Annotated in this window: 26 protein-coding genes; 8 read left to right on the top strand and 18 right to left on the bottom strand. The window is 29.8% G+C overall.

All coding sequences use genetic code 11. The annotated features are described in order from the left end of the window. The 4 genes from CAMP18497_RS01470 to moaC all read right to left on the bottom strand — a co-directional run. Nucleotides 1–1,068, bottom strand: a 1,068-nt coding sequence (locus CAMP18497_RS01470; RefSeq protein ID WP_263678030.1) for a cache domain-containing protein, incomplete at its 3' end; no start/stop codon positions are given. 49 nt (nt 1,069–1,117) lie between these two features. Then, nucleotides 1,118–2,239 carry a hypothetical protein gene (locus CAMP18497_RS01465; RefSeq protein ID WP_337212209.1) on the bottom strand — a complete coding sequence of 374 codons (1,122 nt, stop codon included), beginning with the start codon at nt 2,237–2,239 and terminating at the stop codon, nt 1,118–1,120. A 13-nt stretch (nt 2,240–2,252) separates the two neighbouring features. Beyond that, nucleotides 2,253–2,516 (bottom strand): HP0495 family protein, encoded by a 264-nt coding sequence (locus CAMP18497_RS01460; RefSeq protein WP_039667882.1) that lies wholly within the window; start codon nt 2,514–2,516, stop codon nt 2,253–2,255. After that, the gene (moaC, locus tag CAMP18497_RS01455; protein ID WP_337206357.1) at nt 2,494–2,967 is read right to left on the bottom strand and encodes a cyclic pyranopterin monophosphate synthase MoaC; all 474 of its coding nucleotides are present in this window, start codon (nt 2,965–2,967) and stop codon (nt 2,494–2,496) included. The genes CAMP18497_RS01460 and moaC overlap by 23 nt, the downstream gene beginning before the upstream one ends. An 87-nt stretch (nt 2,968–3,054) precedes the next feature. On the opposite strand from moaC, the gene CAMP18497_RS01450 reads away from it, so the two are divergent. Together CAMP18497_RS01450 and CAMP18497_RS01445 are read left to right on the top strand one after the other, a co-directional pair. Further along, nucleotides 3,055–3,216 (top strand): highly acidic protein, encoded by a 162-nt coding sequence (locus tag CAMP18497_RS01450; RefSeq protein WP_263678026.1) that lies wholly within the window; start codon nt 3,055–3,057, stop codon nt 3,214–3,216. Nucleotides 3,217–3,218: 2 nt separating this feature from the next. Then, nucleotides 3,219–4,529: an MFS transporter gene (locus tag CAMP18497_RS01445; RefSeq protein WP_263678025.1), complete on the top strand. Its 1,311-nt coding sequence runs from the start codon at nt 3,219–3,221 to the stop codon at nt 4,527–4,529. Here the strand turns inward: CAMP18497_RS01445 and CAMP18497_RS01440 are convergent. Beyond that, nucleotides 4,498–4,974, bottom strand: coding sequence for a cysteine permease (locus CAMP18497_RS01440; RefSeq protein ID WP_263678024.1), 477 nt, complete (start codon nt 4,972–4,974; stop codon nt 4,498–4,500). The genes CAMP18497_RS01445 and CAMP18497_RS01440 overlap by 32 nt on opposite strands. Nucleotides 4,975–5,079: 105 nt before the next feature. Between CAMP18497_RS01440 and CAMP18497_RS01435 the strand changes: the two genes are divergently transcribed. Then, nucleotides 5,080–5,463, top strand: coding sequence for a group III truncated hemoglobin (locus tag CAMP18497_RS01435; protein WP_263678023.1), 384 nt, complete (start codon nt 5,080–5,082; stop codon nt 5,461–5,463). 14 nt (nt 5,464–5,477) lie between these two features. Here CAMP18497_RS01435 and CAMP18497_RS01430 read toward each other — a convergent pair whose 3' ends face one another. The 4 genes from CAMP18497_RS01430 to recA all read right to left on the bottom strand — a co-directional run bounded on the left by CAMP18497_RS01430 (nt 5,478) and on the right by recA (nt 8,707). Continuing rightward, a complete protein-coding gene (locus CAMP18497_RS01430) occupies nt 5,478–6,161 on the bottom strand; it encodes an AMIN domain-containing protein (protein WP_337212208.1) in 684 nt (227 codons plus the stop codon). Further along, the gene (locus CAMP18497_RS01425) at nt 6,151–6,354 is read right to left on the bottom strand and encodes a hypothetical protein (protein ID WP_052241300.1); all 204 of its coding nucleotides are present in this window, start codon (nt 6,352–6,354) and stop codon (nt 6,151–6,153) included. Before CAMP18497_RS01425 ends, CAMP18497_RS01430 begins: the two co-directional genes overlap by 11 nt. Before the next feature lie 74 nt (nt 6,355–6,428). Next, nucleotides 6,429–7,673 (bottom strand): phosphopyruvate hydratase, encoded by a 1,245-nt coding sequence (gene eno, locus CAMP18497_RS01420; protein WP_337212214.1) that lies wholly within the window; start codon nt 7,671–7,673, stop codon nt 6,429–6,431. Then, nucleotides 7,673–8,707, bottom strand: a complete 1,035-nt coding sequence (recA, locus tag CAMP18497_RS01415; RefSeq protein WP_087700900.1) for a recombinase RecA — start codon at nt 8,705–8,707, stop codon at nt 7,673–7,675. Before recA ends, eno begins: the two co-directional genes overlap by 1 nt. 110 nt (nt 8,708–8,817) lie before the next feature. Between recA and CAMP18497_RS01410 the strand changes: the two genes are divergently transcribed. The 3 genes from CAMP18497_RS01410 to CAMP18497_RS01400 are packed head-to-tail and all read left to right on the top strand — an operon-like array spanning nt 8,818 to nt 10,747. After that, nucleotides 8,818–9,681, top strand: a complete 864-nt coding sequence (locus tag CAMP18497_RS01410; RefSeq protein WP_337212207.1) for a menaquinone biosynthesis family protein — start codon at nt 8,818–8,820, stop codon at nt 9,679–9,681. A 26-nt stretch (nt 9,682–9,707) separates the two neighbouring features. Then, nucleotides 9,708–9,974 (top strand): flagellar biosynthesis protein FliQ, encoded by a 267-nt coding sequence (gene fliQ, locus CAMP18497_RS01405; RefSeq protein ID WP_012660903.1) that lies wholly within the window; start codon nt 9,708–9,710, stop codon nt 9,972–9,974. Then, a complete protein-coding gene (locus tag CAMP18497_RS01400; protein ID WP_263678020.1) occupies nt 9,971–10,747 on the top strand; it encodes a UDP-N-acetylmuramate dehydrogenase in 777 nt (258 codons plus the stop codon). The genes fliQ and CAMP18497_RS01400 overlap by 4 nt, the downstream gene beginning before the upstream one ends. On the opposite strand, the gene CAMP18497_RS01395 is transcribed toward CAMP18497_RS01400, so the two are convergent. Genes CAMP18497_RS01395 through topA form a run of 6 tightly spaced genes read right to left on the bottom strand, consistent with a single transcriptional unit; the run spans nt 10,740 to nt 17,347 of the window. Then, nucleotides 10,740–11,390, bottom strand: a complete 651-nt coding sequence (locus tag CAMP18497_RS01395) for a hypothetical protein (protein WP_263678018.1) — start codon at nt 11,388–11,390, stop codon at nt 10,740–10,742. The genes CAMP18497_RS01400 and CAMP18497_RS01395 overlap by 8 nt on opposite strands. Beyond that, nucleotides 11,387–12,148 (bottom strand): 3'(2'),5'-bisphosphate nucleotidase CysQ family protein, encoded by a 762-nt coding sequence (locus CAMP18497_RS01390; protein WP_263678017.1) that lies wholly within the window; start codon nt 12,146–12,148, stop codon nt 11,387–11,389. Before CAMP18497_RS01390 ends, CAMP18497_RS01395 begins: the two co-directional genes overlap by 4 nt. A 39-nt stretch (nt 12,149–12,187) precedes the next feature. After that, complete coding sequence (locus tag CAMP18497_RS01385) at nt 12,188–13,366, bottom strand: cation:proton antiporter (protein WP_337212206.1); 1,179 nt, start codon at nt 13,364–13,366, stop codon at nt 12,188–12,190. Then, on the bottom strand, nt 13,347–14,183 hold the full coding sequence (locus CAMP18497_RS01380; RefSeq protein WP_337212205.1) for a biotin synthase: 837 nt from the start codon (nt 14,181–14,183) through the stop codon (nt 13,347–13,349). Before CAMP18497_RS01380 ends, CAMP18497_RS01385 begins: the two co-directional genes overlap by 20 nt. Beyond that, nucleotides 14,183–15,256: a DUF1796 family putative cysteine peptidase gene (locus tag CAMP18497_RS01375; protein WP_337212204.1), complete on the bottom strand. Its 1,074-nt coding sequence runs from the start codon at nt 15,254–15,256 to the stop codon at nt 14,183–14,185. Before CAMP18497_RS01375 ends, CAMP18497_RS01380 begins: the two co-directional genes overlap by 1 nt. Before the next feature lie 3 nt (nt 15,257–15,259). After that, nucleotides 15,260–17,347: a type I DNA topoisomerase gene (gene topA, locus CAMP18497_RS01370; protein ID WP_442867759.1), complete on the bottom strand. Its 2,088-nt coding sequence runs from the start codon at nt 17,345–17,347 to the stop codon at nt 15,260–15,262. 197 nt (nt 17,348–17,544) lie between these two features. Between topA and CAMP18497_RS01365 the strand changes: the two genes are divergently transcribed. Beyond that, entirely contained in the window at nt 17,545–19,260 is a 1,716-nt protein-coding gene (locus tag CAMP18497_RS01365) for a flagellin A (RefSeq protein ID WP_337212203.1), read from the top strand. A gap of 323 nt (nt 19,261–19,583) precedes the next feature. Further along, on the top strand, nt 19,584–21,281 hold the full coding sequence (locus CAMP18497_RS01360; RefSeq protein ID WP_337212202.1) for a flagellin A: 1,698 nt from the start codon (nt 19,584–19,586) through the stop codon (nt 21,279–21,281). Between the two features lie 29 nt (nt 21,282–21,310). Here CAMP18497_RS01360 and CAMP18497_RS01355 read toward each other — a convergent pair whose 3' ends face one another. The 3 genes from CAMP18497_RS01355 to pseI form a co-directional block, all read right to left on the bottom strand. Then, nucleotides 21,311–23,233: a motility associated factor glycosyltransferase family protein gene (locus CAMP18497_RS01355; protein ID WP_442867760.1), complete on the bottom strand. Its 1,923-nt coding sequence runs from the start codon at nt 23,231–23,233 to the stop codon at nt 21,311–21,313. A 58-nt stretch (nt 23,234–23,291) separates the two neighbouring features. Beyond that, nucleotides 23,292–25,028 (bottom strand): motility associated factor glycosyltransferase family protein, encoded by a 1,737-nt coding sequence (locus tag CAMP18497_RS01350; RefSeq protein WP_337212200.1) that lies wholly within the window; start codon nt 25,026–25,028, stop codon nt 23,292–23,294. A gap of 107 nt (nt 25,029–25,135) precedes the next feature. Further along, nucleotides 25,136–26,167: a pseudaminic acid synthase gene (pseI, locus tag CAMP18497_RS01345; protein ID WP_337212199.1), complete on the bottom strand. Its 1,032-nt coding sequence runs from the start codon at nt 26,165–26,167 to the stop codon at nt 25,136–25,138. Between the last annotated feature and the right edge of the window lie 104 nt (nt 26,168–26,271).

The raw sequence follows: 26,271 nt of genomic DNA, 5'->3' as shown, positions 1-26,271 counted from the left end.
GGTTTGGAGTTTATGAATTTTTTCAATAATCCCTTTTTTTATATAAAAATAAACAGTAATAATAATCGCAAAAAGAACAATGGTTGAGATTATAAATATAATAAAAGCTAGCAAATTTGCTGGACTTTCCACAGATTTTTTAGGTGCGATAGTTACAACACTCCAATATTCATTAGAGCCTTCCCAAAGATTAAAATTTATAAGTTGAGCAAAATTTTCTTTCTTTGTTGATGCAGGTATAAAAGTAAATAAGCCATTAGTTTTGGTGTTTTGCATCTCTAATATTGTTTTTGCACTAGGATGAGGATTAATTTCTGTGATAATTTTTCCAATATATTCTGCTTTTGGGCTAGATATGATTAAACCATCGCTTGAAATTAATAAGCGTTGGTCATTTGCAAATAAACTCTTGTTTGGATCATTTAATTCATCTCTTAGTAAGTCAATGCGTACAAGCATACCTATTACACCAATTGTTTCATTATTTCTTCCAATAACCGGTAAGGCAATATTTACAAGATATATTTTTTCTCCATCTATAAAATAATCTTTAGGTCTCCCAATTGCAGGTTGTTGAGTTTGTAAAGCTTTTATAAAAGAATTTTGTTGCAAAATTATTTCTTCAGCTTGAATAAATTTAATTGATCCTTTTTGTTGCGGATTTTCATCTTTTGCTAGTAGTAAAAACTTTCCAGATGGAGTAAGATTTAAAGGACTATTGTCGTGGTATTGGTTAAGATGAATATATGCAAGATAAGTCCAAGAATTTGAGTCTAACATATTACTTAATAAAATTTTTAATTCTTCTATATCCAAAACATTATCTTTGCTAGAAAAATTTTTAATAATACCTTGTGCTGTTTCTAGTGTTGAATATGCGTTTTGTGTAATAGCCTGAATTCCATTGGCGTATCTATTAGCACTACTTAATAAAAGTTTGTGGGCTTCATTATTGAGTATTTGCTGACTTTTAGTGATTATTGCTATTGATAAAATTCCTATGCCAATGAGTATCACAGAGGATAAAATCAATATCATTTTAGTAGTTAAATTAAGGCTTTTAGTCATTTAAATTCCTTGTTGTGTTAATTTTAGGAAAATAATATCTTTTATTTTTTTAATATTTAATTAATTTTTTAGCTTTTTCCCACAATCTTACTCCTAATTCTTTTGCATTGTTTTTATCTAAACTTTTATATTTATGACTAGCAAGTTTTTCAAGCTCGCTTAATTCTTTAGCTAGGTTATTAAGTTTATTTTGTGCTAATTTACTAAAATCATCAATTTTTGGATTTTGTTTAATTTCATTTATTTTAATAAGGATTTGTTCTCTATTTTCTTGTATAAGGCGTTTAAATTTGGCAAATAAAGTGTCAAATTTATTTTCTAATAAATCTTTGAGTATATCTTTTACAGGATTATTAAATTCTAATGATATTTTTTTAAGCATTTGAATAAATTCTTGTTCTATGTCTATGAGTTCTTTTTCTTTATTTTTTAAATCATGTTCTAAAGCACTATATGCAAAGCTTGCTTTAAATTTTTCAATTGCCAAAGAAATCCCTTCTTGTGTTCCATAAATACTTCCTATACATAAATCATAAGCAAAGGCTTGTGATTCATTAGCAAGTTCAAAAGCTGCGTTTAAAATTACTTGAGAGATTTTCAAAATTCTTTCTTTTTCAAAACTTCCTTCACAAATTGCATTAAAGACTAAATTTTTAGCAATCTCACAAGAAGTAAGTTCTATATTTTCTCCTTTTTCTAAGGTTGTGATAAAAGCACTTTCAGCAGTTTCTTTTAAAAGACCTAGTATTTCTATATCATAAAGCATAGCATCATTAATACTTATGTTAAATTCATTTAAATTTAAATCTTTTAAAGTTTTTTCTAAGTCAAAAAAATTATCACAAATTTTATGTTTAATGGTGTTTTTTTGCTCTTCAATTTTTACTTTTAATTTGCCATATTCGTTAATATAAGCAAAAAATGCTTTTTTATCCTCTTCCACTCTAGCTTTGATGATACCTTGGATTATTTTAGAAATATTTTCTTCATTTATTAGTTCAAGTTTTTCTAATACTTTAGAAAAGATGGCAAAAAGCTCTTCATTGCTAGTATTTTCAAAACTAATTTTTTTATAACTTAGATTAAAAACAAGTTCGCTAATTAAGCTTGGAATTTCATTTTTTTCACAAGCTAAGAGAGAATTTTCAAAAATAATGGCTAAATTTTTCATGGCTTTTCCTTTTTTATAATACAAATTTGGCTTTACTTTTTAATTGATTAAAAATATTTAAACGATCGCTTTTGCTATCAACATAAACACTTAAAAGATAACTTTTGTATGTGCCTTGTTTGCTAGTATTTGAGATTTTATATTTAAATTCTCTTTCATTAAGTATTTGAGTAAAAACTTCCAAAGCATCAACCCCAGCTTCAAAAACGACTTTGTAATCCCAAAAAGTAGGATAGTTTATAATAGGTTCTTTTTTAAGATCGCAGATATTTACCACTTTTTCCTCCTTCTTTGCTTTCTAAAACTATATCAGTAATTTGCATACTTTTATCAATAGCTTTAACCATATCATAAATAGTTAAAAGCCCAATGCTAACAGCGGTTAAACTTTCCATTTCTACCCCGGTTTTTCCTTCGCATTTTACGGTTACAAAAAGTTTAAAAGAACATTCTTCTTTGTTTTCTTCTATGTGAGTTTGTACTTTTGAAATCATTAAAGGATGGCACATTGGGATAAGATTTGAAGTTTGCTTAGCTCCCATGATGGCTGCTGTAATGGCAGTTTGCAAAACAGGTCCTTTTTTAGCTTTATTTTCAATGATAGCTTCAAATGCTTCTTTACTCATGTATATTTTACCACTTGCACAAGCTTCTCTTTGGGTGATATCTTTTTGGCTTACATCTACCATTTTGGGATGATTTTTTTCATCTAAATGCGTTAAATTCATATTTTTCCTTAAGTAAAGTTTGAAAAATTATACCAAAATGTATATTTTTATATTAAAATACTACTAAAAAATTTTAAAGGATTTATAATGGCTTATGATGATGAAGAATTTGAAAATTATGATGATGAAATGTATGATGAAATAGAGGAAGATACTTATGCAAACAATCAAAGATCGTATAATTATGATGATGATGATTATGAATACGATGATGATTATAGTGATGATGATACTTATGAGATGGATTAAGAGTGAGTAAAAATCTTAGTAAAAAAGATATAAAAGTTTTAGGTCTTTCTTCTTTGGGAGGGACTTTAGAATTTTATGATTTTATCATTTTTGTATTTTTTGCAAGTTATATTTCTAAAAATTTCTTTCCTGAAAATTTAAGCCCATTTTGGCAAATGTTTAATACTTATGGGATTTTTGCTGCAGGATATTTAGCTAGACCACTTGGTGGTATAGTAATGGCGCATTTTGGCGATAAATTTGGCCGTAAGAAAATGTTTATGCTTAGTATTTTGCTGATGGTTATACCAACTTTTTTACTTGCTTTTATACCTACTTATGAAAGTATAGGGTATTTATGTATAGTATTTTTAGTATTTGTAAGGATTTGTCAAGGTATAGCTATAGGTGGGGAATTGCCTGGTGCTTGGGTTTTTGTATTTGAGCATGCTCCAAAGGGTCAAAAACGCACTTATCTTGGAATTTTAACAGCTTCTGTGGTAGGTGGAATTTTACTTGGTAGTTTTGTATTTTTGATGATGAATAAATTTTTTACACAAGAAGAGCTTTATGAATGGGCTTGGAGAATTCCATTTTTCTTGGGTGGAATTTTTGGGATTATTTCTGCTTATTTGCGTAAATTTTTAAGAGAAACTCCTGTTTTTGAGCAAATGAAAAAAGATAAAGCCTTAGAAAAATTCCCTTTAAAAGAAGTGTTTAAAAAAGCCAAGTTAGGTGTTGTGCTTTCTATGTTGATAACTTGGGTTTTAACTGCTTGCATTGTTGTGATGATTTTAATCATACCTTCTTTTATGGCAAAAATGTTAAGTATTGATGCAAGCGTCCAAACTTATATGCAAATGCTTGGTATAGTTGTACTTGTAATTGGCTGTATATTAAGTGGAATTTTGGCTGATAAAATAGGCATAGTGAAAGCTTGTGTGATTTTTTCACTAGGATTTTTCTTAACTTGCTTGTTTTATTTTAATGCTCTTTATACCAAAACACCTGATTTTAATACAGTGAGTGTGTGTTATTTAAGTGCTTGTTTTTTTGCCGGAGTGATGAATTTTTGTCCTTTAATGATGAGTGAAGTATTTGATGCTAAGATTAAATTTTCAGGACTTAGTTTTTCATATAATATAGCTTATGCATTAGCCGGTGGTTTTACCCCGCAACTTGCTTTATTCTTACACACCATTGCTTTAGCAAATTTAGAAAATATTGCTCGTTTTTCTTTAGGATTTTATATGCTAGCTATGGCTATAATCTCACTTTTTTCTGCTTTGATGTTTAAATATCTTAGTAATACCCAACGCACATACTCTCAGTGATTTTAATACGCTTTTCCAAAGGAGTAGGACTAAAAAAATGGCATTTTTCGATGTAAATATTATAATTATAATCTAGCTTTAAAAGATCGTAAAATGCCTTTAAATTTACAAATTTAACTCCACACACTTCTTTTATATCTAAGATTTTATAAATTTGAGAATTATTTTTTTCTACTAAATGAGATGGAGCTAGGGTTGTAAATGAGCAAAAAGCACTTGCTAGCACATAGCCATTTAAATTTTCACATTTTTGTATAAGATGTTGGTGTTTTTTTAAAATACTTTTTTTGTGTAAAAAAACCACTCTTGTACCTTGATAACGTGCTGCTTGAATGTTTTTCCAAAATTTATAAGCATTTTTAGAGATATTTGCTAATTGATGTAATTGTACATTTAAGACATAATCATCTAAGAATTGATTAGGTGGCAAAATAGTATAAGTCATAGTTTTTCTTTAGTTTTTTAAAATTATACTAAAAATTGACTTTTGTTTATATTTTTAATTTCTAAATTTAATACAATAAGCCAAAATTATTTTTTAAGGAAAAGCATGAAATTTGAAACTATTAATCATGAGGGTATTAAAAAACTTATGGATGTTTTTTATGCAAAAGTTAGAATAGACAAGGATTTAGGACCTATTTTTAATGAAAAAATCGGCACAGATGATGAGAGTTGGAAAAAACATAAAGAAAAAATAGCAAGTTTTTGGGCAGGGATGTTTTTGGCCGATCCAAGCTATAGCGGTTCACCTTTGAGAGCTCATCATGAATTACCTCCATTTCCAAGAGAATATTTTGATATTTGGCTTAATTTATTTGATGAGAGTTTGCAAGAAGTTTTTGAAGATGAACCAAGAAGTATTATCATAGAAAGAGCTAGAATGATAGCTCAAAGATTTCAAATGATTATTTATGATCATAGATTTGCTTAAGAGTTTAAAAACTCTTAGCGATAACTAAAGGTATGTAAATTTTCACTATGGGAATATTTATAACTATATTTTCCATCAAGATATATAACTAAACGATAATACCCTTTATGTGAACCAAATACAACTTTTCTAACTTGTGCTGTATTAACTTGCAGTGTTTTGGTGTTAAAATTTTGTTTTTTAGCAAAATCTATAATAATTTTAGTAGGATCTCCTATAGACAGATGTCTTAGTATTTTATCCTGGGTTTTGATATTGATTTTGTTATTATAAAAGCCAAGAGAAATAAAATTATAAATACTTCCACTAAAAAGTGGTGTTTCTATATTTAAAGTGGTGTTGTTTTCTTCTGTTTTTGAGTTTTTATTTCCTTGTTTTTGTGGCACAGTTACAGATACATCAAGTATAGGCGCGACATTTGGACTTTTGGTTTTTATAAATGAGTAAGTGTCATGCCAGTTAATGCTTTTATATATATCTAAGGTAGTTTGTTCTTCAGAGCCATCAAGGTTGATATAAGTAATGGTAATATTTTTTAAAATTCTCGCATCGGAATTAAAATTAAAATCTTGTCTTTGAAAAGGACTAAGTTTTACAAATTCAGTGTTTTGTTGTTCTGAATTATTATCAAAAGGATTATCCTTTGCATTTAAAAATACACAAGAAAGTAAAAATAATATAAAAAATTTAATTCTCATGCGAATTTTCTCCCTTAAGTCTTAAAAGTTGTAAATATTCTTTTTGGGCTTGGGCATTTTTAGCTTTTAAAGTTATGATATTTTTTTCTAAAATTTTTTGCTCTTCTTTGAGTGTTAGTAGCACATCTAGTGAAGATTTACCAAAAAACATATTACCAAAATACATAGCAACAATAATAGCTACAAATGACAAAGCAATAGTCTTGATGAGTTGATGACGAGTTTCCTTTTTTTTGGAATGCTCATCATACTCTTTTAATAAATCACTCAGAGTTTATCTCCTAAGTACTCATCATTATCAAGTTCAATTTCTAATAAGCGATTGTATTTAGCAGTTCTTTCGCCTCTTGCTAAGGCTCCTGTTTTGATTTGTCCTGTATTAAGCGCTACTGCAAAATCAGCTATAAAAGCATCTTCGCTTTCCCCGCTTCTATGGCTCATGATACATCTATAATTATTTCTATGAGCTAATCTTACTGTTCTCATAGTTTGAGTGATTGTTCCGATTTGATTAGGCTTAATCAATACAGCATTTGCCATATTTTTCATAATACCTTCTTTTAAAATATCTTCATTAGTTACAAATAAATCATCACCTACAAGTTGAATTTTATTACCAAGCTTTTGAGTGAGTTTAATCCAACCTTCATAATCATCTTCAGCTAAACCATCTTCAATACTAAAAATAGGATATTTAGCGCATAATTCTTCATAACGCGCGATTAAGTCTTCACTTGAGAAAACTTTACCTTCTAAATGGTATTTACCATCTTTGTAAAGCTCACTACTTGCTACATCTAGTGCTAGTTTGATTTTATTTTCATAACCTGCTTTTTTAATACAAGTCATTAAAAGATCAAGTGGTTCTGTATTATTTGCTAAATTTGGTGCAAAACCACCCTCATCACCTAAAGCAGTAGAGTGACCTAGATTAGCTAATTCTTTTTTCAATACTGCATAAATTTCACAAACTGATCTTAATCCTTCTTTAAAGCTTGAAAAACCAAAAGGCATAATCATGAATTCTTGAAAATCTACACTATTGTTTGCATGCGCACCACCGTTGATGATATTACACATTGGCACAGGTAATACACTTGCATTTGCTCCACCTAAGTAACGATATAAAGGCACCCCAAGTGCATTAGCAGCAGCACGTGCTGTTGCCATAGAAATTCCTAAAGTTGCATTTGCTCCTAGGTTAGAGTAGTTTTTTGTCCCATCAAGTTCTAAAAGGGTATTATCTAGTTGGGTTTGATTAAATGCATCAAGCCCTATAATATTTTCAGCTATGGTGCCATTGATGTTTTCAATGGCTTTTAAAACACCTTTTCCGCCAAATCTTTCATCATTATCTCTTAATTCTAAAGCTTCTTTTTTTCCTGTGCTTGCACCACTTGGAACGATAGCGCTTCCTACACTACCATCGCTTAACATGATTTCAGCTTTAATGGTAGGATTGCCTCTACTGTCTAAAACTTCAAAAGCTCTTAAATCTTCAACAATCAACATCATTCTTCTCCTTCATCGTCTTCTTTTGCGCCCAAAATCATACTATCTATACCGATTGAGTTTTGTATGGCTTGAGTGATTTCATCTGCAATAGCTGGATTTTCTTTTAAAAAGGCTTTAGCATTTTCTCTACCTTGACCAAGCTTAGAAGCTTTATAAGAAAACCACGCACCACTTTTATCAATAATATCAAGTTTTACACCATAGTCTATTAGCTCGCCCTCACGGCTTACACCCTCACCAAACATCACATCAAATTCAGCTTGTTTAAAAGGAGGGGCTACTTTGTTTTTAGCTACTTTTACTTTAACGCGGTTTCCAATAGGCTCATCATTTTGTTTTAAAGTAGCTGTTTTTCTTACATCTAAACGCACTGAAGCATAAAATTTTAAAGCATTTCCGCCGGTAGTTGTTTCAGGAGTTCCATAGCCCATCATGCCTATTTTCATACGAATTTGGTTGATGAAAATTACAGTAGTATTCATTTTATGAACGATACCGGTTAGTTTTCTTAAAGCTTGACTCATTAATCTTGCTTGAAGACCTACATGTTGATCTCCCATATCACCTTCGATTTCTGCTTTTGGAGTAAGTGCAGCAACGCTATCTACTACTATTAGATCAATAGCCCCGCTTCTTGCTATGGTTTCAACGATTTCTAAGGCTTGCTCGCCAAAATCTGGTTGAGAGATATAAAGATTTTCTGTATCAACACCTAAATTTTTTGCATATCTTACATCAAGAGCGTGTTCAGCATCGATAAACGCACAAACTCCACCTTTTTTTTGACATTCTGCTATGATGTGCAAGGTAAGTGTAGTTTTACCTGAGCTTTCAGGTCCATAAATTTCTATAATTCTTCCTTTTGGAACCCCACCTATACCCAAAGCTAAATCAAGTCCAACCGAACCTGTAGGAATAGAATCAATTTTTTCAACTTCTTTATCGCCAAGTCTTAAAATAGTACCTTTTCCAAAGGTTTTATCAAGACTTTTTAAGGCTGCATCAAGTGATTTTCTTTTATTATCATCCATGCTTGTTAATCCTTTTATAATATGTTTAAAATTGTATCAAAAAGAAATTTAATATAAGTTTTTATTTTGAATTTTGCTAAAATACTTTTTTAAATTTTTCAAGGAAAAAAATGAATAAAAAAATTAGCGTAGCACACTCTCCTGATGCTGATGATATTTTTATGTATATGGCGGTTAAATTTGGTTGGGTTGGAAATGCTTATGAATATGAAAATACAGCTTTAGATATACAAACTTTAAATGAACTTGCATTAGAAAATATATACGATGTTAGTGCGATATCTTTTGCGCTTTATCCTTTAATAGCTAGCGAATATGCTTTATTAAAAACTGCGGTGAGTTTTGGCGAGGGTTATGGGCCAAAGCTTATTAAGAAAAAAGATAAAAAATTAAAGTCAAATTTTAAAGTTGCTTTAAGTGGAGCGCATACTACTAATGCTTTAATCTTTCGCATAAAATACCCACAAGCTAGGATAGTTTATAAGAATTTTTTAGAGATTGAAAAGGCTGTTTTAGAAGATGAGGTTGATGCAGGAGTGCTTATACATGAGAGTATTTTAGAGTTTGATTCTAGTTTGTGTGTTGAGGCTGAACTTTGGGATATTTGGCAAGAATTGGCTAAAGATGATTTGCCTTTACCTTTAGGTGGTATGGCGCTTAGAAGATCTTTACCGCTTAGTGATGCAATAGCGGTTGAAAAAGATTTGATTAAAGCAGTAGAAGTAGCTGATCATAATAGAAAAATCTTAGCTTCCATGCTTTTAGAGCGTAATTTAATACGCGTTGATGCACAAAAACTTGAAGTGTATTTAAATTTATATGCAAATAAAAACTCTATAAATATGAATGATAAACAATACAATGCCATAGATAAGCTTTTTGAGCTTGGATTTAATCATGGATTTTATGAGAAATTAATAAAAAGCAAAGATTATCTTATACCTAGTGAGTATGAAGAATTTAGAAATTCTTGATAGAATTTAAATTTTAAGGAGAAAATATGGAGAGTACTTTAGTAGCCTTGGGTGTACAAACTTTTAAAATCACACTTATGCTTTCTTTACCTATGCTTTTAGCAGGACTTATCGCAGGGCTTATTATAAGTATTTTTCAAGCTGTAACGCAAATTAATGAAGCTACACTTTCTTTTGTGCCAAAAATTTTACTTGTTGTTGTGGTGATAGTATTTTTAATGCCTTGGATGATAAGTTCTATGATTGATTTTACAACGAATATTTTAAATCAAATTCCAAGTTTTATTCGATGATTATTGATTTTTCTAAGTATTCTTCTGTGCGTATAGGCGAGAGTTTTGAAGTACAAGTACTTGAAGGGCTTTGTGAATTTGATGGTTTTTTAATAGGTGGGGCAAATAATCTTTTAATCTCTCCAAAATCCAAAAAACTTGGAATTTTAGGGAAAAGTTTTGATTATATTAAAATTTTAGAGCAAAATAAAAAAGGTATGTTTTTAGAGATAGGCTCTAGCGTGAAATCTTTTAAAATATATCATTTTGCTAAAGAAAATAACCTAAAAGGCTTTGAGTTTTTAAGAAATATCCCAGGAACTTTGGGTGGTATTTTAAAAATGAATGCAGGATTAAAAGATGAGGATATTAGTAAAAACTTAATCAGCATTTGCACTTTTAATCAAGAAATTTTAAAACAAAATATTGCTTTTGCTTATAGGTTTAATCCTATTAAAGAAGTAATGTTTAGTGCGAAGTTTTTTTTAGAATATGGATTTGACCCAGTTAAAGATGAACTTTTAAAAAATGCAAGAAAAAATCAACCCAAAGGCGCTAGTTTTGGATCTATTTTTAAAAACCCCAAAAACGATCATGCAGGAAGGTTGATAGAAGCAGTTAATCTTAAAGGTTTTAGTAAAAATGATGCGATGTTTAGTAATGAACATGCAAATTTTTTAATCAATAAAAAACACGCTAGTTTTGATGATGCGATGTTTTTGATAGAGCTTGCTAAGAAAAGAGTTTTTGAAGAATTTGGGATTGTTTTAGAAGAAGAAGTGGTGATTATATAGTATTTTTAATATCTTCATAAACAATTGTAGCTATTTCTTGGACTAATTCTTGATAAGATTTATTTTTATCATTTGTGCTAAATTGAGTATTGATAGTAAGGATTTTATGATCTTTTAATTTTTTTGTTTTGGCATTAAAAAGTTTGTATTCTATGTCAGTTTTGACTTCAAAATTGGAAAAAAGCAAGAAATTTTGTTGGCTTGCTTGAATGCTTTTTAAATCTAGCAAAATAATAAAATCAGCCTTTTTAAAACGATTAAATTCTAAAAACTCGCTTGCATTGATGAAATTTTTATTTTTTTGCAAGATATTTTGACTATTGATATAAGTTTGATTTTCTTTTTGACTAAGCAAGGCAAAATTATTTTGCTCATTTAAAATAGCACTTAATGCTTTTAGTGTGTCTTTTGCCATGGTTTTAGCATCGATTTTTAAGTTTGAAAAATAAAAATTATATTCTTTTTCATAGCTTGGCACTAAAGCTAAGGTGTTAATGTGTGAGAGTTTATCATAATTTATATTTTGTTCAAGATTGATGATACTAAAATCATCGTTATTTTGTAATTTGATGATTTTTTTATTTGCAAAAGAGTTAGCATAAATAGCACTTAAAAAACACAAAAACACCAAAAAAAATCTCACCAAAAACCTTTTAATTTAAATTCATTTTTAGCAAAAGCTATAAAACTTGGAAGTTTAAAATCAGGACTATTATAATTTAGAGCTTTTTTATCAAAATCATATAAAATTCCGCCATTTTGTTTGACTAAAAAATCTCCCGCAGCTATATCCCAAGCTTTTGGACCACCAAAACGCGGGTAAATTCCAGCTTTTGCTTCAAGTAAATATACAAATTTCAAAGCAGATGAAACCTTAATGCCTTCAAGATGATTTTGAATGAAAAAATCTTCATTATTATCATGATTTTTAGAGTAAAGGGCTATATTTTTAACCTTTTCGTATTGCTCTAAACTAAGATTTAAAATTTCATTATTTTTATAAACCTTAGTATAAGTATGTGCATAATAAAACGCATTATTTTCCACATCGCCTATGAGTGAAAGTATAGGGGTGTTTTTATGGATTAATGTGATTAAAACACAATATTCTTTGTCTTTTTTAGCATAAGATTTAGTGCCATCAAGTGGATCTATAAGCCAAAAATACTCTAAATTTTTTCTTTCTTCATAAGAAAGTATATTTTCTTCAGAGCATATAGCCATATCGCTTGAAGCTAAAATTTCACTAATAGCTTCATTAGATTTTATATCAGCTAAACCTACCGGAGAATCATCATCTTTAAGCCACAAAGTATTTTTGTCTTTATATTCAAGCAATACTTTTGAGGCTTCCTTGCCTGCTTTTAAGGCTAATTCTAAAAGTGTGTCTAAATTTTTCATAAAAAAAGTATAGCAATTTTATATAAATACTTAGTAGAATTATTTTCTACTAAGATTATTGATAAATTTAATCAAGCTAATGGCTAAAATTGCTTCAAATAAAGCAGTAAGCACTAGCCCTGAGTATATATCTTGAGTGATGATATTAGTTTGATAAGAAAGCGTAGCTACTGCGATGAGTAAGGTTAGTGGCATAGAATGACTTAGGCCAAATAAAAAGGTGTTTTTTAAACCAAGTATTTTTACAAAAGTCATAGCACAAAGTATTCTTAGTCCTATCATAAAGGCAGTTAGTGAAAAAGCTATGAGTAAAACTTGAGGGTTTAAAAGCATTTGAAGTTTAAAACTTGAGCCTATGTAGATGAAAAATATAGGGATTAAAAAGCCATAACCAAAACTAGAAAGTTTATGCTCTAAGTCTTTTTTATGATCAAAAAAAGTAGCTATAAATGAACCTGCTATAAAAGCTCCAAGTGCAACTTCAAGTTTAAAATAAATCATAATCGCAACTATGGCTATGAAAATTGCCATGCAAAATCTTATATCTTTTTCGTTTTGATCTTGCCAAGGCATGAGTATGGTTTTAAGTTGTGGATACCACCAAAAAAGCACTTCTAAAAATTTAAATCCAAAAATACAAAGTGCTAAAAATCCCACTAAATATAATAAATTTTGAGTGAGTGAGAAAAGATCGGCTCCTTTGCCCAAAAATGCTGCAGCTATGGTAAGCAAAACTATGCTTACAACTTCAGCCAAAGTTGCTACCACCATGGATACATTAAGCCACTCGCAGTTTTTGCCAAAGTCTCTATAAAGCGTTGAAAGTAAACCCACACTCATAACAGGTATGATAATGACAAAAATATAAGAAATATCTATACTTTCAACTGCTAAAATACTAAAAGCATATAAAAGTATAATGTAGATAAAAGCTTTATTAAGCAAGCTTCTTTCAGTGTTTAAAAAGGTTTTAAGATTAATCTCCATACCCGCAATAAACATAAGATAATAAAATCCCGCATTAGCTAAAAGCTTAAAATTCTCACTTTCTCCTATAAAACCCAAAAACCCTATAAAAGAACCAAGCATGATTTCAGTGGCTGAAAGTGGAAGTTTTAAAAATTTAGCAATATAAGGTGAAGTTAGTAAACATCCTGCTACGACTAATAAAATTTTTAAATCCGTAGCAGCTTGAGCATCAATGGCATGAGCTAGCAAAGCTAAATCCCATTTGTTTTAGTTTTTGTATGTCTTTGCTAGGTTCTTCGCCTTTAGTTGTAAGATAATCACCCACTACTATAGCACTAGCTCCTGCGTCAAAAATTTCATATTGTCTTTCTTTTAACACTACCTCTCTACCACCTGCTACCATGATATGTGCATTTGGTAAGTCTTTTTCAGTATCTTTGATGATATTTAATGCCTCATCAGCATTTAATAAGTCTTGCTTGAGTTTTAAATTTTCATTTGGTATGAAAAAATTAATAGGCGAGGAAAAAGGATCAAGCTCTTTTAAACTTGCTCTAAAACTTTTTCTATCAGTTTCGCTTTCTCCAAGACCATAAATTCCACCACAGCAAAGCATTAAACCTGCTTCTTTAGCATAAAGATTAGTTTGAAATCTTTGCTCCCAAGTATGTGTAGAACAAATGTTTGGGAAAAATTCTTTAGAAGTTTCTAGATTATGATTATAAGAAAAAATTCCTGCTTTTTTTAATTCTTTGAGTTGTTCTAAATTTGCTATGCCATTGCAAGCTATAAGTAAAAGTCCTTCTGCTTCTTTTTGCACCGCATGGGCTACTTTGCACACATACTCAAGTTTTTCATCGTCAAGCCCAGCTCCTGCTGTAACTAAACAAAAACCCAAAGCCTCATTTTTCTTAGCTATTTTAGCTTCTAAAACAATTTGGTCTATATCTTTTCTTTTGTATTTGTTGATATTGGTTTTCACATGAGCACTTTGAGTGCAGTATTTGCAGTCCTCCCCACATCCTCCACTTGCTATATTAGATATAGCACAAAGCATGATTTGCATTAGATTTCCTTTTGATGATTTATTTTATCATTTTTAATTAATTGTTTTTTTAAGTTTTTTCTTAGTTTATAAATTTCACGCCAAATTATAATGTTTTTATTTATAAAGTTATCATTTGAACTACCAATGAGTGTTTGACCAAGTTTATAGATGAAACTTCTTTTAATTTCTAAAGCTTCTTGGTAATCACTATACACACTTAAAGGCAAGGATAGATTTCTATCCTTATTTTTAATTTTTTCCTTATGAGCTAAAGATATACAATACAACATAAAAGGAATCTTTAAATAACTAAAAAAATCTTTTGAATGGTAAATTGTAGTCTCTCCAAATTTATAGCATAGGTGATTTTTGACTATCTGGACAGCCCCTTTTAATTTTACTATTTCCTTGAAAAATTCATTTTCTAGCAAGGAGATGTTTTTCATTACTTCTCCCCAAAGAAATTGATTCCCTTGCCAAAAATTTTCACTATTATTGGTAATATTGATATCATTTCCTATATATTGATAGTATTTAATGTTCTTTGTAATTTCATACTGGTTAATTTCGATTTCATTCCATTTTTTATTTTGATTATTTTTTACCTGTATAAAGAAATAATTTTTTTCTATTCCAAAGTAGGTTGCAATTAAAGTTAAAAAAGATGTAATATTATCTTCATCAGTTCCATTATAAACAAAGACTATGTTTTTTGAATTTACAATTTTATTTTTTAGTTTTAGCCAACGTCTAATAGATTGGGAATTAAATTCTTGTACTTGTTTTTCTAATTTATCACTATGGTTAAAATGATGAATTGAAACCATATTGGTTTTTAAATCTTTAATCTTTAAATATTGCTGGTTAAACACCCCTTCTTTTGAAAAGTTTATAAAAAAATTTTTAAAATCAGTTTTAAATAATTCATATACAGCTTCTAGATCGAATTCCATCATCCAATCTATAGGATTTGCCATTTTTCTTAAATTGTAGCTTTCTAGATAATACGCCACTCGACAATTTACTCCTATACTTAAAACTATATCGGCATGAATTTTTTCTAAACTATTTTTTTTAGTTTGAAAATTCATTTTTTATTCAACTTCCTTTTTGATTTTGCATTTTAAGCACTCTAAAAATGTGCCTTTTTTAAGCTCTTTGATGATCAAAGTTTCGCCACATTCGCCACATTTTTCTTCACTTGGTTTGTATTTGCTTATATAGTTACATTTTGGGTAGGCACTACAGCCATAAAATTTACCACGCTTAGAAAAACGCTCCACGATCTCGCCTTCTTGACAGCTTGGGCATTTTACGCCTATGGTATTGAGTTTTTTCTCGCTTTTTTCTTCATTTTGTGTTTCTTGTTTTAAATTTCTTGAGTATTTGCATTTTGGAAAATTTAAACATGCTATAAATTCTCCATATCTTCCTTTTCTTATAGCAAGCTCTCCACCACAATCAGGGCAGGTTTCATCTAATTTTGTAAAAGTTTTTTGACTTTTTATATTTTTTTTACCTTCATCAATTTTTCTCATAAAAGGAAAATAAAACTCTCTTAAAACCTCTTGCCAGTCCATTTTACCTTCTGCAATGATATCAAGTTTATCTTCCATTTTAGAAGTAAAATCACTATCTACTATATCACTAAAGTTTTGTTCTAAAACTTCTGTTACAACAAAGGCTATTTCATTAGGTATGATTTGTTTTTTATCTATATGCACATATTCTCTTGCACTAAGTAAAGAGATGGTTGGAGCATAAGTTGAAGGGCGTCCTATACCAAGATTTTCTAACTTTTTAACAAGCCCAGCTTCAGAGTATCTTGAAGGTGGTTCGGTAAAATGTGAGTTTAATTCTATATTTTGGATATTTAATGTATCTTCTAATTTTAAATTAGGTAAAATTTTATCTTTGTCCATATCTCCATATATTTTATAATGTCCATCAAATAAAATTTTTCTACCACTTATTTTAAAACTTGCTTCATTTGATTTTACATAGACATTTTGAGTTTGAGATATAGCAGGATTCATTTGTGAAGCTAGGAAGCGATTATATATTAAAGTATATAATCTTGCTTCATCTTTTTCTAAAAACTCACTTGCAAGTTTTGGAGTAAAACTAAGATTAGTCGGTCTTATAGCCTCATGCGCTTCTTGGGCGCCTTTGCTTTTAGTGGTGTAAATATTTGCCTTGCTTGGCAAGTACTCTTTGCCAAAATCATTTTTGATGAGTTTTCTTACTTCTTCTAAGGCTTCTTTTGCGATGTTTAAGCTATCAGTTCTCATATAAGTGATCACACCCATAATGCCTTGATGAGTTTTTACGCCCTCATAAAGTTTTTGGGCAATCATCATGGTTTTTTTAGGGTTAAAACCTAGGCGATTGCTCGCACTTTGTTGTAGGGTTGAGGTCATAAAAGGTGCTTGTGGGGCTATTTTTCTATCTTTACTTTCTATGTCTTTTATTTTAAAACTAGCATTTTTACAAGTTTCAAAGATGAGTTTGGCTCTATCTTCATTAGTTAGACTTAGTTTTTCTATCTTTTGATTTTGAAACTCAACTAATTCAGCTTGTAAGTCTTTTTCAAAAATCATATCTATACTAAAGTATTTCAAAGGAACAAAGGCTTTGATTTCTCTTTCTCTATCGACGATGATTTTTAAAGCTGCACTTTGCACACGCCCTGCGCTTAAGCCTTTTTGAATTTTTTGATTGAGTAAAGGGCTTAGTTTATAGCCTACTATACGATCAAGCAAGCGCCTGGTTTGTTGGGCGTTGACGCTATTTACATTTAAAGATCTTGGGTTTTTTAAAGCATTTTCTATAGCACTTTTGGTGATCTCATGAAAAACTATGCGTGGCAGGGAATTTTCGTCTTTATTAATAGCCTTAGCTATATGATAAGCTATGGCTTCACCCTCGCGGTCCTCATCGGTTGCAAGGTATATGGTTTTAGCTTTTTTAGCCTTTTCTTTGAGTTCTTTTACTAAGCTTGAATGATCATTTGAAATTCTATATTCAGGTTTAAAATTTTCATCTTCTATTTTTATACCAAAGCTAGTTTTAGGTAAATCTCTAATGTGGCCTTTAGAGGCTATCACTTCATAGTCTTTACCTAAAAAATTACCTATGGTTTTAGCTTTAGCAGGTGATTCTACTATGATTAAATTTTTCATTATTTTCCTTGTGAGGATTAAAATTAGTAAAAGTGTATAAAAAAAAGTTAAATTTTTTGCTTAGATGGGTTTTTAAATAAACAATCTGCATTAATTCATAAATAAAATATTTTAAGAGTATAAATTTTTTTTTCTATATTTCGATATAGCTTAAACAACTGCATGGAAGCGGTTGAATTTATTTAAAAGGATTTAAAATGGGATTTCGTATAAATACTAACGTAGCATCTTTAAATGCTCAAGCTAATGCAAACTTAAATTCAAGAGCGTTAGAAAATTCTCTAGGTAGACTTAGTTCAGGTCTTAGAATCAACTCTGCAGCTGATGATGCTTCAGGGATGGCTATTGCTGATAGCTTAAGATCTCAAGCTAATACTTTAGGTCAAGCAATTAGTAATGGTAATGATGCTTTAGGTATTTTACAAACAGCTGATAAGGCTATGGATGAGCAACTTAAAATCTTAGATACCATTAAGGTAAAAGCTACTCAAGCTGCTCAAGATGGTCAAAGCACTAAAACAAGAAACATGCTTCAAGCTGATATTAACCGTTTGATGGAAGAACTTGATAATATCGCAAATACAACTTCTTTTAACGGTAAGCAACTTTTAAGTGGTGGTTTTACTAATCAAAATTTCCAAATCGGTGCTCAATCAAACCAAACTATCCAAGCTAGCATCGGGGCTACTCAGTCAAGTAAAATCGGTGTTACTAGATTTGAAACAGGTTCTCAAGCTAAAGAAAGCGGTATAGCTCAACTAACCATTAAAAACTACAATGGTATTGATGATTTTAAATTCCAGCCTGTAGTGATTTCTACTTCAGTAGGAACAGGTATGGGAGCTTTAGCTGAAGAGATTAATAGAGTAGCAGATATCACAGGTGTTAGAGCAAATTTCTTAGTTCAAACTACTGGTGCAGGCCCTATGAAAGCTGGAACAACAAGTGATGATTTTGCTATTAATGGTGTTAAAATAGGTAAGGTTGATTATAAAGATGGTGATGAAAACGGAGCTTTAATTTCAGCTATTAACTCAGTAAAAGATACTACAGGTGTAGAAGCCTCTAAAGATGCTAATGGTAGATTAGTACTTAATTCAAGAGATGGTAGAGGTATTAAAATAGAAGGTGATATGGGTGCTGGTTCTGGTATTTTGAAAAAAGACTATGAAAACTATGGTCGTTTATCATTAGTGAAAAATGATGGTAAAGATATTTTGATTTCAGGAACAGGCTTAAGCCATATAGGTATGGGTGCAACTGATATGATTTCTCAAGCATCTATTTCACTAAGAGAATCAAAAGGAAATATCGACACCAACGTAGCCGATGCTATGGGATTTAATGCTTACAAAGGTGGTGGTAAAATGATAGTTACCTTTGGAAATGCTGTTTCATTTATGAACTCACAAGGTAGTGGAATGAGTGTAGGTTCAGGTTTTTCTATAGGAAGTGGACATAACTATTCTCAAGTTTATGAAAATAACCTAGCTTTTGTTACCGCTTTTTCTGTTGCTTTTGGCTTTACAGCTACCGGAGATGGCTCTTCTCAGTTTGCTAATTTTGGACATAGTGATGCTACTGTAAAAGATATAGCTGCTAAAGATCAACAAGCTGGTGTTACTACACTTAAAGGTGCAATGGCTGTAATGGATATAGCTGAAACTGCTATTACTAACCTAGACTCTATTAGAGCTGATCTTGGTGCGGTGCAAAATCAAATCACAGCTACGCTTAATAACATCAGCGTAACCCAAGTAAATATCAAATCAGCTGAATCAAACATTAGAGATGTAGACTTTGCTGCAGAAAGTGCAAACTTTGCTAAGTACAATATCTTAGCTCAAAGTGGTTCTTATGCTATGAGTCAGGCTAATGCTGTGCAGCAAAATGTAATGAGATTATTACAATAGTAAAGAAATCCAAAACACCTTGATTTTTCAAGGTGTTTTTTAAAACTCTTAATTTAAAACTCTTAATTTAAAACTCTTAATTTAAAACTCTTAATTTAAAACTCTTAATTTAAAACTCTTAATTTAAAACTCTTAATTTAAAACTCTTAATTTAAAACTCTTAATTTAAAACTCTTAATTTAAAACTCTTAATTTAAAACTCTTAATTTAAAACTCTTAATTTAAAACTCTTAATTTAAAACTCTTAATTTAAAACTCTTAATTTAAAACTTGGAACACTTATTGCTTTTAAATTGCTAAGCAATATTTTGAAAGGATTTAAAATGGGTTTTAGAATAAACACCAACATAGGTGCAATGAATGCACACGCAAATTCAACTATCACAGCAAGAGAGTTGGATAAATCTTTAGGTAGACTTAGTTCAGGTCTTAGAATCAACTCTGCAGCTGATGATGCTTCAGGGATGGCTATTGCTGATAGCTTAAGATCTCAAGCTGCGACTTTGGGTCAGGCTATAAACAATGGTAATGACGCCATAGGTATTTTACAAACAGCTGATAAGGCTATGGATGAGCAACTTAAAATCTTAGATACCATTAAGGTAAAAGCTACTCAAGCTGCTCAAGATGGTCAAAGCACTAAAACAAGAAACATGCTTCAAGCTGATATTAATCGTTTGATGGAAGAACTTGATAATATCGCAAATACTACAGCTTTTAATGGTAAGCAACTTTTAAGTGGAAATTTTACTAATCAAGAATTTCAAATTGGTGCTCAGTCAAATCAAACTGTAAAAGCTAGCATAGGCCCAACTCAATCAAGCAAAATCGGTGTTACTAGATTTGAAACAGGTTCTCAAGCTAAAGAAAGCGGTATAGCTCAGCTAACCATTAAAAACTATAATGGTGTAGATGATTTTAAATTCCAGCCTGTAGTGATTTCTACTTCCGTAGGAACAGGTATGGGAGCTTTAGCTGAAGAGATTAATAGAGTAGCAGATATCACAGGTGTTAGAGCAAATTTCTTAGTAGAAACTACAGGTGTAGGTCCTGTGAAAGCTGGTGTTACAAGCGATGATTTTGCTATTAATGGGGTTAAAATAGGTAGGATAGAATATCAAGATAGTGATCAAAACGGAGCTTTAGTAGCAGCTATTAACTCAGTAAAAGATACTACAGGTGTAGAAGCCTCTAAAGATGCTAATGGTAGAATAGTACTTAATTCAAGAGATGGTAGAGGTATTAAAATAGAAGGTGATATGGGTGCTGGTTCTGGTATTTTGAAAAAAGACTATGAAAACTATGGTCGTTTATCATTAGTGAAAAATGATGGTAAAGATATTTTGATTTCAGGAACAGGCTTAAGCCATATAGGTATGGGTGCAACTGATATGATTTCTCAAGCTTCTGTATCTTTAAGAGAGTCAAAAGGAAGAATAGATTCTCATACTGCCGATGCTATGGGATTTAATGCTTACAAAGGTGGTGGTAAAATGATAGTTACCTTTGGAAATGCTGTTTCATTTATGAACTCACAAGGTAGTGGAATGAGTGTAGGTTCAGGTTTTTCTATAGGAAGTGGACATAACTATTCTCAAGTTTATGAAAATAACCTAGCTTTTGTTACCGCTTTTTCTGTTGCTTTTGGCTTTACAGCTACCGGAGATGGCTCTTCTCAGTTTGCTAGTTTAGACACATCAATAGCTGGAAAAGATCAAACACCAGGTGTCACTACTTTAAAAGGTGCAATGGCTGTAATGGATGTAGTAGAAACTGCAACAGCAAATTTAGATGCTATTAGAGCAGATATCGGTGCAGTGCAAAATCAAATTACAGCTACACTTAATAATATCAGTGTAACTCAAGTAAATATCAAATCAGCTGAATCAACCATTAGAGATGTAGACTTTGCTGCAGAAAGTGCAAACTTTTCTAAGTATAATATCTTAGCTCAAAGTGGTTCTTATGCTATGAGTCAGGCTAATGCTGTACAGCAAAATGTTCTAAAACTTTTACAATAAATCCAAAGGTAAGGAAAATTTTCCTTACCTTATATCAATTTTCTTTTTTCTAAAATATCTTGCAAAGGCATGATAGCTATTTTTAAAGCTTTCTCTTGCACTAAGGTTAGTTCAGTGATATCTTCTATCCAAGTTTTATGTGATTCAATCCAAGCAACTAATTTGTTTTGTTTGTCACTTTCATTGTGCATTGCATGGACATAAATTTTTGAAAAAGTACTTTCTAGGTGAAATAAAGAAGGGCTTATCACTTCTCTTAAAAATATATATTTGTTACTTTCTAGTTTTTCTTTTATTTTATCTATTTTTATATTTAGCTCATATAGAGTATAGCGTATTTTGCTTTTATTGTTTAATTCTTTATGAAGTTTTTTGCATTCTTTCAAAAAAGTACTACTTGCTTTTATATTTTGTTTGATTTGTTTGTAAGTTTGTAGCATAAGCTCTTCGCTTTCTTTGCGTTTTAGTTTGTGTAATTTTGGAAAAGGTTTTTTTAGTTCTTCTTTTAAGAGAGTTTTACATAGTTCTTTAAAAGGTTTTTCTATAGTTCCTTCTATCCTCGCTCCACCTTCTGTGGCATTGTAAATTTTTACTTTTGTTTGTTTATAGAATAAATTTTCAAAAATTTGTTTAAATAAAACCCAAATTTCTGAGCTTTGAATATATCTTTTTCCACCATATGCTAAAATTTTAAATTTATCTTTATCTCTTTCAAATTCTCCCTCATGATAATCGCTATATAAAAATCCTTCACTGTGAGATTTTCCATCATCGCTATAAGCTAGATCTTGGCCTATTAAAATGATATTTTTATGCCCAAGTAAGAGCGCTAATTCATAATTTAAATGTGCTACACTCATTCCCCCGCTTATATAGCCAAAATCATGCAAACCTACAGAATAAGCAAATGGTAAAGATCTTGAAACTAAAATGTATTTTCTATTGTTCTTTTCTAAAAAATTTATACTATCTTTATGAGCTAAAGATGCTAAAACAAAAGTAATATCTTTATCAAAATCACCAAAATCATTATCAAAACATCTTGATACAATATCATCTCTTTCAAGCATGCAAACATAATCAGGTTTTATACCTGCTTTTGCCAAGATAGGATAAGCACTATCAGCACAGAAAATAGTTGCTTTGTTTGCATATTTTTTTAGTAAAGGAAGTTGTTTTTTTAAAGAAGGTCCGGTGGCCACTAAAATGGCATTTTGACTTTTATTAGTTCTTTTTTTCTTTAATTCTGTAAAACTTGGATGAGTAAGCATCTTAGGGATGTTTAACACAAATTGCTCAATACCTTGCATAGCATCAATTGGATCATTTCCTCTTTTTAAAGCAATGCTTTTTATTGCTTTAAAATTTAAATCGCTAATATATTTAATTTCTTTCTTTTGATCCTCATAAAAAGAAGAGTGAATATGTAAATCATAAGTTTTTAAAAAAAGATCTAAAAAAGAGCATATAGCGTCAGCTTTTGTATAACTCATTTCTTTAGTATGAATTAAAACTAATCTATTTTCCGATAATTCTTTGGAAAAATCTATCATATTAAATATTAAAAATATAAGTTCTAGATCTTTTTCATAAACTATAATTTTTTTATGTTCTTTATTAGCAAGTAAGCTTTTATAAAAAATTCCATTTCCTAAACCATAAAAAAATAAATAAGGATAACGTACATAATTTTTGTTAAAATACTCAAGTTTTTCCTGAAGTTCTTTCAAAGGATCTTTATAGATATTTTTTAAATTCTTATAGCATATATTACAATTTAAAGGATCTTTATCAAAAACATAAATATAGTCTTTCGCTTCTTTTAATCTACTTAGTTTTCTTTTTAAGGTTTGATATTCGGTATGTTTTAAAGCTTTAATATTTTTTTTAAAAATTTCTGTTTTCATTGGTGTGTCCTTATTATTTATCGAAATAAAATCGTCATTTTTTATAAAAATTTTATTTAATACTAAACATTAAAATTATTATTTATAGCAACTATACGCTTATTTAGTTTTTGAGATTTTCTTTTATTGTTTCATTGTATTTTTCTAAATACAAGATGATTTCTTCAAAAAAATCAATTTGTTGCATTAAAAATAACTCCACATTTTTTTCTTTTTCAACCTTATATTTTAAAGCTTCGCATTCATTTTGAAAAAATCTAGCTTGTAAAATATCTGAAAAAAAATCACTTTTTGACAGTTTTAATCTCAATTTTTCTAATTTTTCTAAATTTTTTTCTTTAATAGCTTTTTTACATTCATTGATAAAAATTTCACTTTGTTTTATTTGTTTGTTGAGTTTTTCTTTACATTGTTTTAATTTTTTTTGTGGATTTTTTGCTTTTGTTAGAATGATATTTTTTTCAATTTTTTCTTTTAAAAACTCTTCACAAATTTCTTTAAAAGGCTTTTCAATGGTCCCTTCTATCCTCGCTCCACCTTCTGTGGCATTGTAAGTTTTGATTTTTAATATATCTCTAGCTAGAGCTATGTCTTTTTCAAAGCTTTTTAAAAATAAATACCATGTAAGTTGGGTTTTTACCTCTCCATTGCCTCCATAAGCGCAGATTGTTTTATAAACAATTTCTTCATCTCCTTGATCGCCATATAAATGTTCTTTTGGATGTGATTTACCATCATCACTATAAGCTAAATCTTGTCCTATTAAAATAATATTTTCAAATCTTAAAGCACCAGCTAATTCATAAGCCATATTAGCCACACTCATGCCATTTCCCAAAAAGCCATATTCATTTAAGCCAAGTTTGCTTTCAAAAAATAAAGGTCTTAAAACAAGCATATAATTTCTATTGTTTTTTTCTAAATATTCTATGGTTTTAGGATGAGTTAAAGAAGCAATGATAAATAAAATATTTTTATCAAAATCACCAAAATCATTATTAAAAAATTCACTAGTCATATCTTCTCTTTCTAGTGAAAAAACATAATCAGGCTTGATTCCTTCTTTAGCTAAGATAACATAAGAACTATCAGCACTAAAAATTACAACATTTTCTTGGTATTTTTTTAAAAGTGGAAGTTGTTTCATCAAGGAAGGGCCTGTTGAAACTATAATGGCATTTTTTGCTTTTGTTTTTCTATCTTTTATTAAATTCTTAAAAGGTACATGAGTGATTATTTTTTCTAAGTTTATAATATTATGTTTTATTCCTATTAAGGCATCTTTTGGGTCATTGCCACGAGCAAGCATTAAAGTCTTAACTAAATTTAATAAAATTTGCATCACATTTTGTGCATTTGGCATGTAAAAATTGGTGTAAAATTCATTATAAAAATGAAAATTGAAAATTTTTAATGTATATTTAATTTGTGGATAATCAAATAAAACTTTAAGTTGAGCGGTGTTGATATTTGGTGTAAAAAATAAAATAAGTTTTTCTTTTCTAAGAAGTGTAGTAAAATCAATCATATGAAAAGCTAAGTATAAAATTTCTAATTCTTCTTCAAAAACTATGATATGTTTTAAGTGTTGATTTTTTAAAAGCTCTATAAAAAATTTTCCATCGCCAAAACCATAAAAAAATAACACTGGATATAATTCAAATTTTTCATAATCAAAAGAATGATTATTATCTAAAAAAACTTGATTTTGTGTATCAAAAATTTTGTTTTCTATAAGCTGAAATCTTTGAGTATTAGTTATCTTTCTTAATTCGTAAGCTAATATTTGATCAACTTCAAAAAGAGCTTGGGTGTTTTTTAAAAATAATTCTTTGTTCATTATAAAATCCAAATTTTTGTTTTATTATAGCAAAAGTATGATTTTTTTAATAAAAACCTTAAAATCGCGTATTTTTTAATTCATATGGGCTATAAACCGCGTTTGATTTATCGAAAATGATCTTCTTTTAACGCTTGCCCAAATTCTATATCACAACTTGCTTTTTTGCCAAGTATGATAGGTAAAAATTTAGGATGCAAACCTAGGCTTGGTCTTACGCTTTTTACATTTTCTTGTGTAAAAATTTCACCTTTTTTGATGTCTTTACTAGCGTATAGGCTTCTTGCAAAATGACGATTTTTTAAGGTTTTTTCATCTATTGTTAGGCTAGCTTTACCTAGCGCTTGCTCGCTTAAACGCACCATAGAACACATTTGCTTAAACTCGTCAAAATCAAGACTAAATTTAGCATCAGCACTATTTAAAGTTTTATCTAATATAAAATGTTTTTCTATGACTCTTGCGCCAAGAGCTACGGCTAAAGTAGGTGCTAAAAATCCCTCGCTATGATCGCTTAAGCCTACTATGGTTTTGAATTTTTCTTGTAAAGTTTTAATAGCATTTAGATTTAAATCACAAATTTGTGAAGGATAAGCTGAAGTACATTTAAGTAAAATTAGATTTGGGTTGTTTTCTTCTTGGAAAATTTTAACAACCATTTCAAGTTCTTCTTCATAAGCTATGCCCGTAGAAATCAAAGTAGGTTTATTTTCTTTTGCCACATAACGCACAAAATCATAATCATTTACCTCAAAAGAAGCAATTTTATAAGCTGGTGGATTAAATTGTCTTAAAAAATTCACATCTTCTTTAGAGAAAGGACTAGAAAAGCAGATTAGTCCTTCGTTTTTGGCGCATTCAAAAAGTTTCTCATGCCACTCATAAGGCGTTTTAGCTTCTTCGTATAATTCGTATAGTTTGCGTCCATGCCACAAACCACCTTCGATGATAAAATCTTTTTTATTAGAATTTAATGTTAAGCTATCTGGGGTGTAGGTTTGAATTTTTATAGCATCAGCTCCTGCTTTTTTAGCTGCTTGTATGGTTTTTAAAGCCACTTCAAGGCTGTTTGTGTGATTTGCTGAAAGCTCGGCAATGATAAAAACTTTTTCATTTAAATTGAAATTTTCTATAAACATTAAAAACCTTTTTTTAATTTAAATAAAAATTTACTATATTTTATATTTTAATTATTAATTATGATTAAAGGTTTATTTAGTAAAATAAATTTAATTAAGTTATC

The organism is Campylobacter sp. W0066.1 (assembly GCF_024723635.1).
GTDB lineage: Bacteria > Campylobacterota > Campylobacteria > Campylobacterales > Campylobacteraceae > Campylobacter_D > Campylobacter_D lari_C.
The sequence above is the reverse complement of the archived record's forward strand: the minus strand, read 5'-3'. Positions and strand labels throughout refer to the sequence as shown.

Bases quoted from the DNA above. Each gene is read 5' to 3' on its own strand.
- CAMP18497_RS01435 (WP_263678023.1), top strand. From the start codon at position 5,080: ATGAAATTTGAAACTATTAATCATGAGGGTATTAAAAAACTTATGGAT.
- topA (WP_442867759.1), bottom strand. From the start codon at position 17,347: ATGAAAAATTTAATCATAGTAGAATCACCTGCTAAAGCTAAAACCATA.
- recA (WP_087700900.1), bottom strand. From the start codon at position 8,707: ATGGATGATAATAAAAGAAAATCACTTGATGCAGCCTTAAAAAGTCTT.
- pseI (WP_337212199.1), bottom strand. From the start codon at position 26,167: ATGTTTATAGAAAATTTCAATTTAAATGAAAAAGTTTTTATCATTGCC.
- eno (WP_337212214.1), bottom strand. From the start codon at position 7,673: ATGTTGATTGTTGAAGATTTAAGAGCTTTTGAAGTTTTAGACAGTAGA.
- CAMP18497_RS01440 (WP_263678024.1), bottom strand. From the start codon at position 4,974: ATGACTTATACTATTTTGCCACCTAATCAATTCTTAGATGATTATGTC.
- CAMP18497_RS01380 (WP_337212205.1), bottom strand. From the start codon at position 14,183: ATGCAAATCATGCTTTGTGCTATATCTAATATAGCAAGTGGAGGATGT.
- CAMP18497_RS01390 (WP_263678017.1), bottom strand. From the start codon at position 12,148: ATGAAAAATTTAGACACACTTTTAGAATTAGCCTTAAAAGCAGGCAAG.
- CAMP18497_RS01375 (WP_337212204.1), bottom strand. From the start codon at position 15,256: ATGAATTTTCAAACTAAAAAAAATAGTTTAGAAAAAATTCATGCCGAT.
- CAMP18497_RS01465 (WP_337212209.1), bottom strand. From the start codon at position 2,239: ATGAAAAATTTAGCCATTATTTTTGAAAATTCTCTCTTAGCTTGTGAA.
- CAMP18497_RS01360 (WP_337212202.1), top strand. From the start codon at position 19,584: ATGGGTTTTAGAATAAACACCAACATAGGTGCAATGAATGCACACGCA.
- moaC (WP_337206357.1), bottom strand. From the start codon at position 2,967: ATGAATTTAACGCATTTAGATGAAAAAAATCATCCCAAAATGGTAGAT.
- CAMP18497_RS01365 (WP_337212203.1), top strand. From the start codon at position 17,545: ATGGGATTTCGTATAAATACTAACGTAGCATCTTTAAATGCTCAAGCT.
- fliQ (WP_012660903.1), top strand. From the start codon at position 9,708: ATGGAGAGTACTTTAGTAGCCTTGGGTGTACAAACTTTTAAAATCACA.
- CAMP18497_RS01410 (WP_337212207.1), top strand. From the start codon at position 8,818: ATGAATAAAAAAATTAGCGTAGCACACTCTCCTGATGCTGATGATATT.
- CAMP18497_RS01400 (WP_263678020.1), top strand. From the start codon at position 9,971: ATGATTATTGATTTTTCTAAGTATTCTTCTGTGCGTATAGGCGAGAGT.
- CAMP18497_RS01350 (WP_337212200.1), bottom strand. From the start codon at position 25,028: ATGAACAAAGAATTATTTTTAAAAAACACCCAAGCTCTTTTTGAAGTT.
- CAMP18497_RS01450 (WP_263678026.1), top strand. From the start codon at position 3,055: ATGGCTTATGATGATGAAGAATTTGAAAATTATGATGATGAAATGTAT.
- CAMP18497_RS01430 (WP_337212208.1), bottom strand. From the start codon at position 6,161: ATGAGAATTAAATTTTTTATATTATTTTTACTTTCTTGTGTATTTTTA.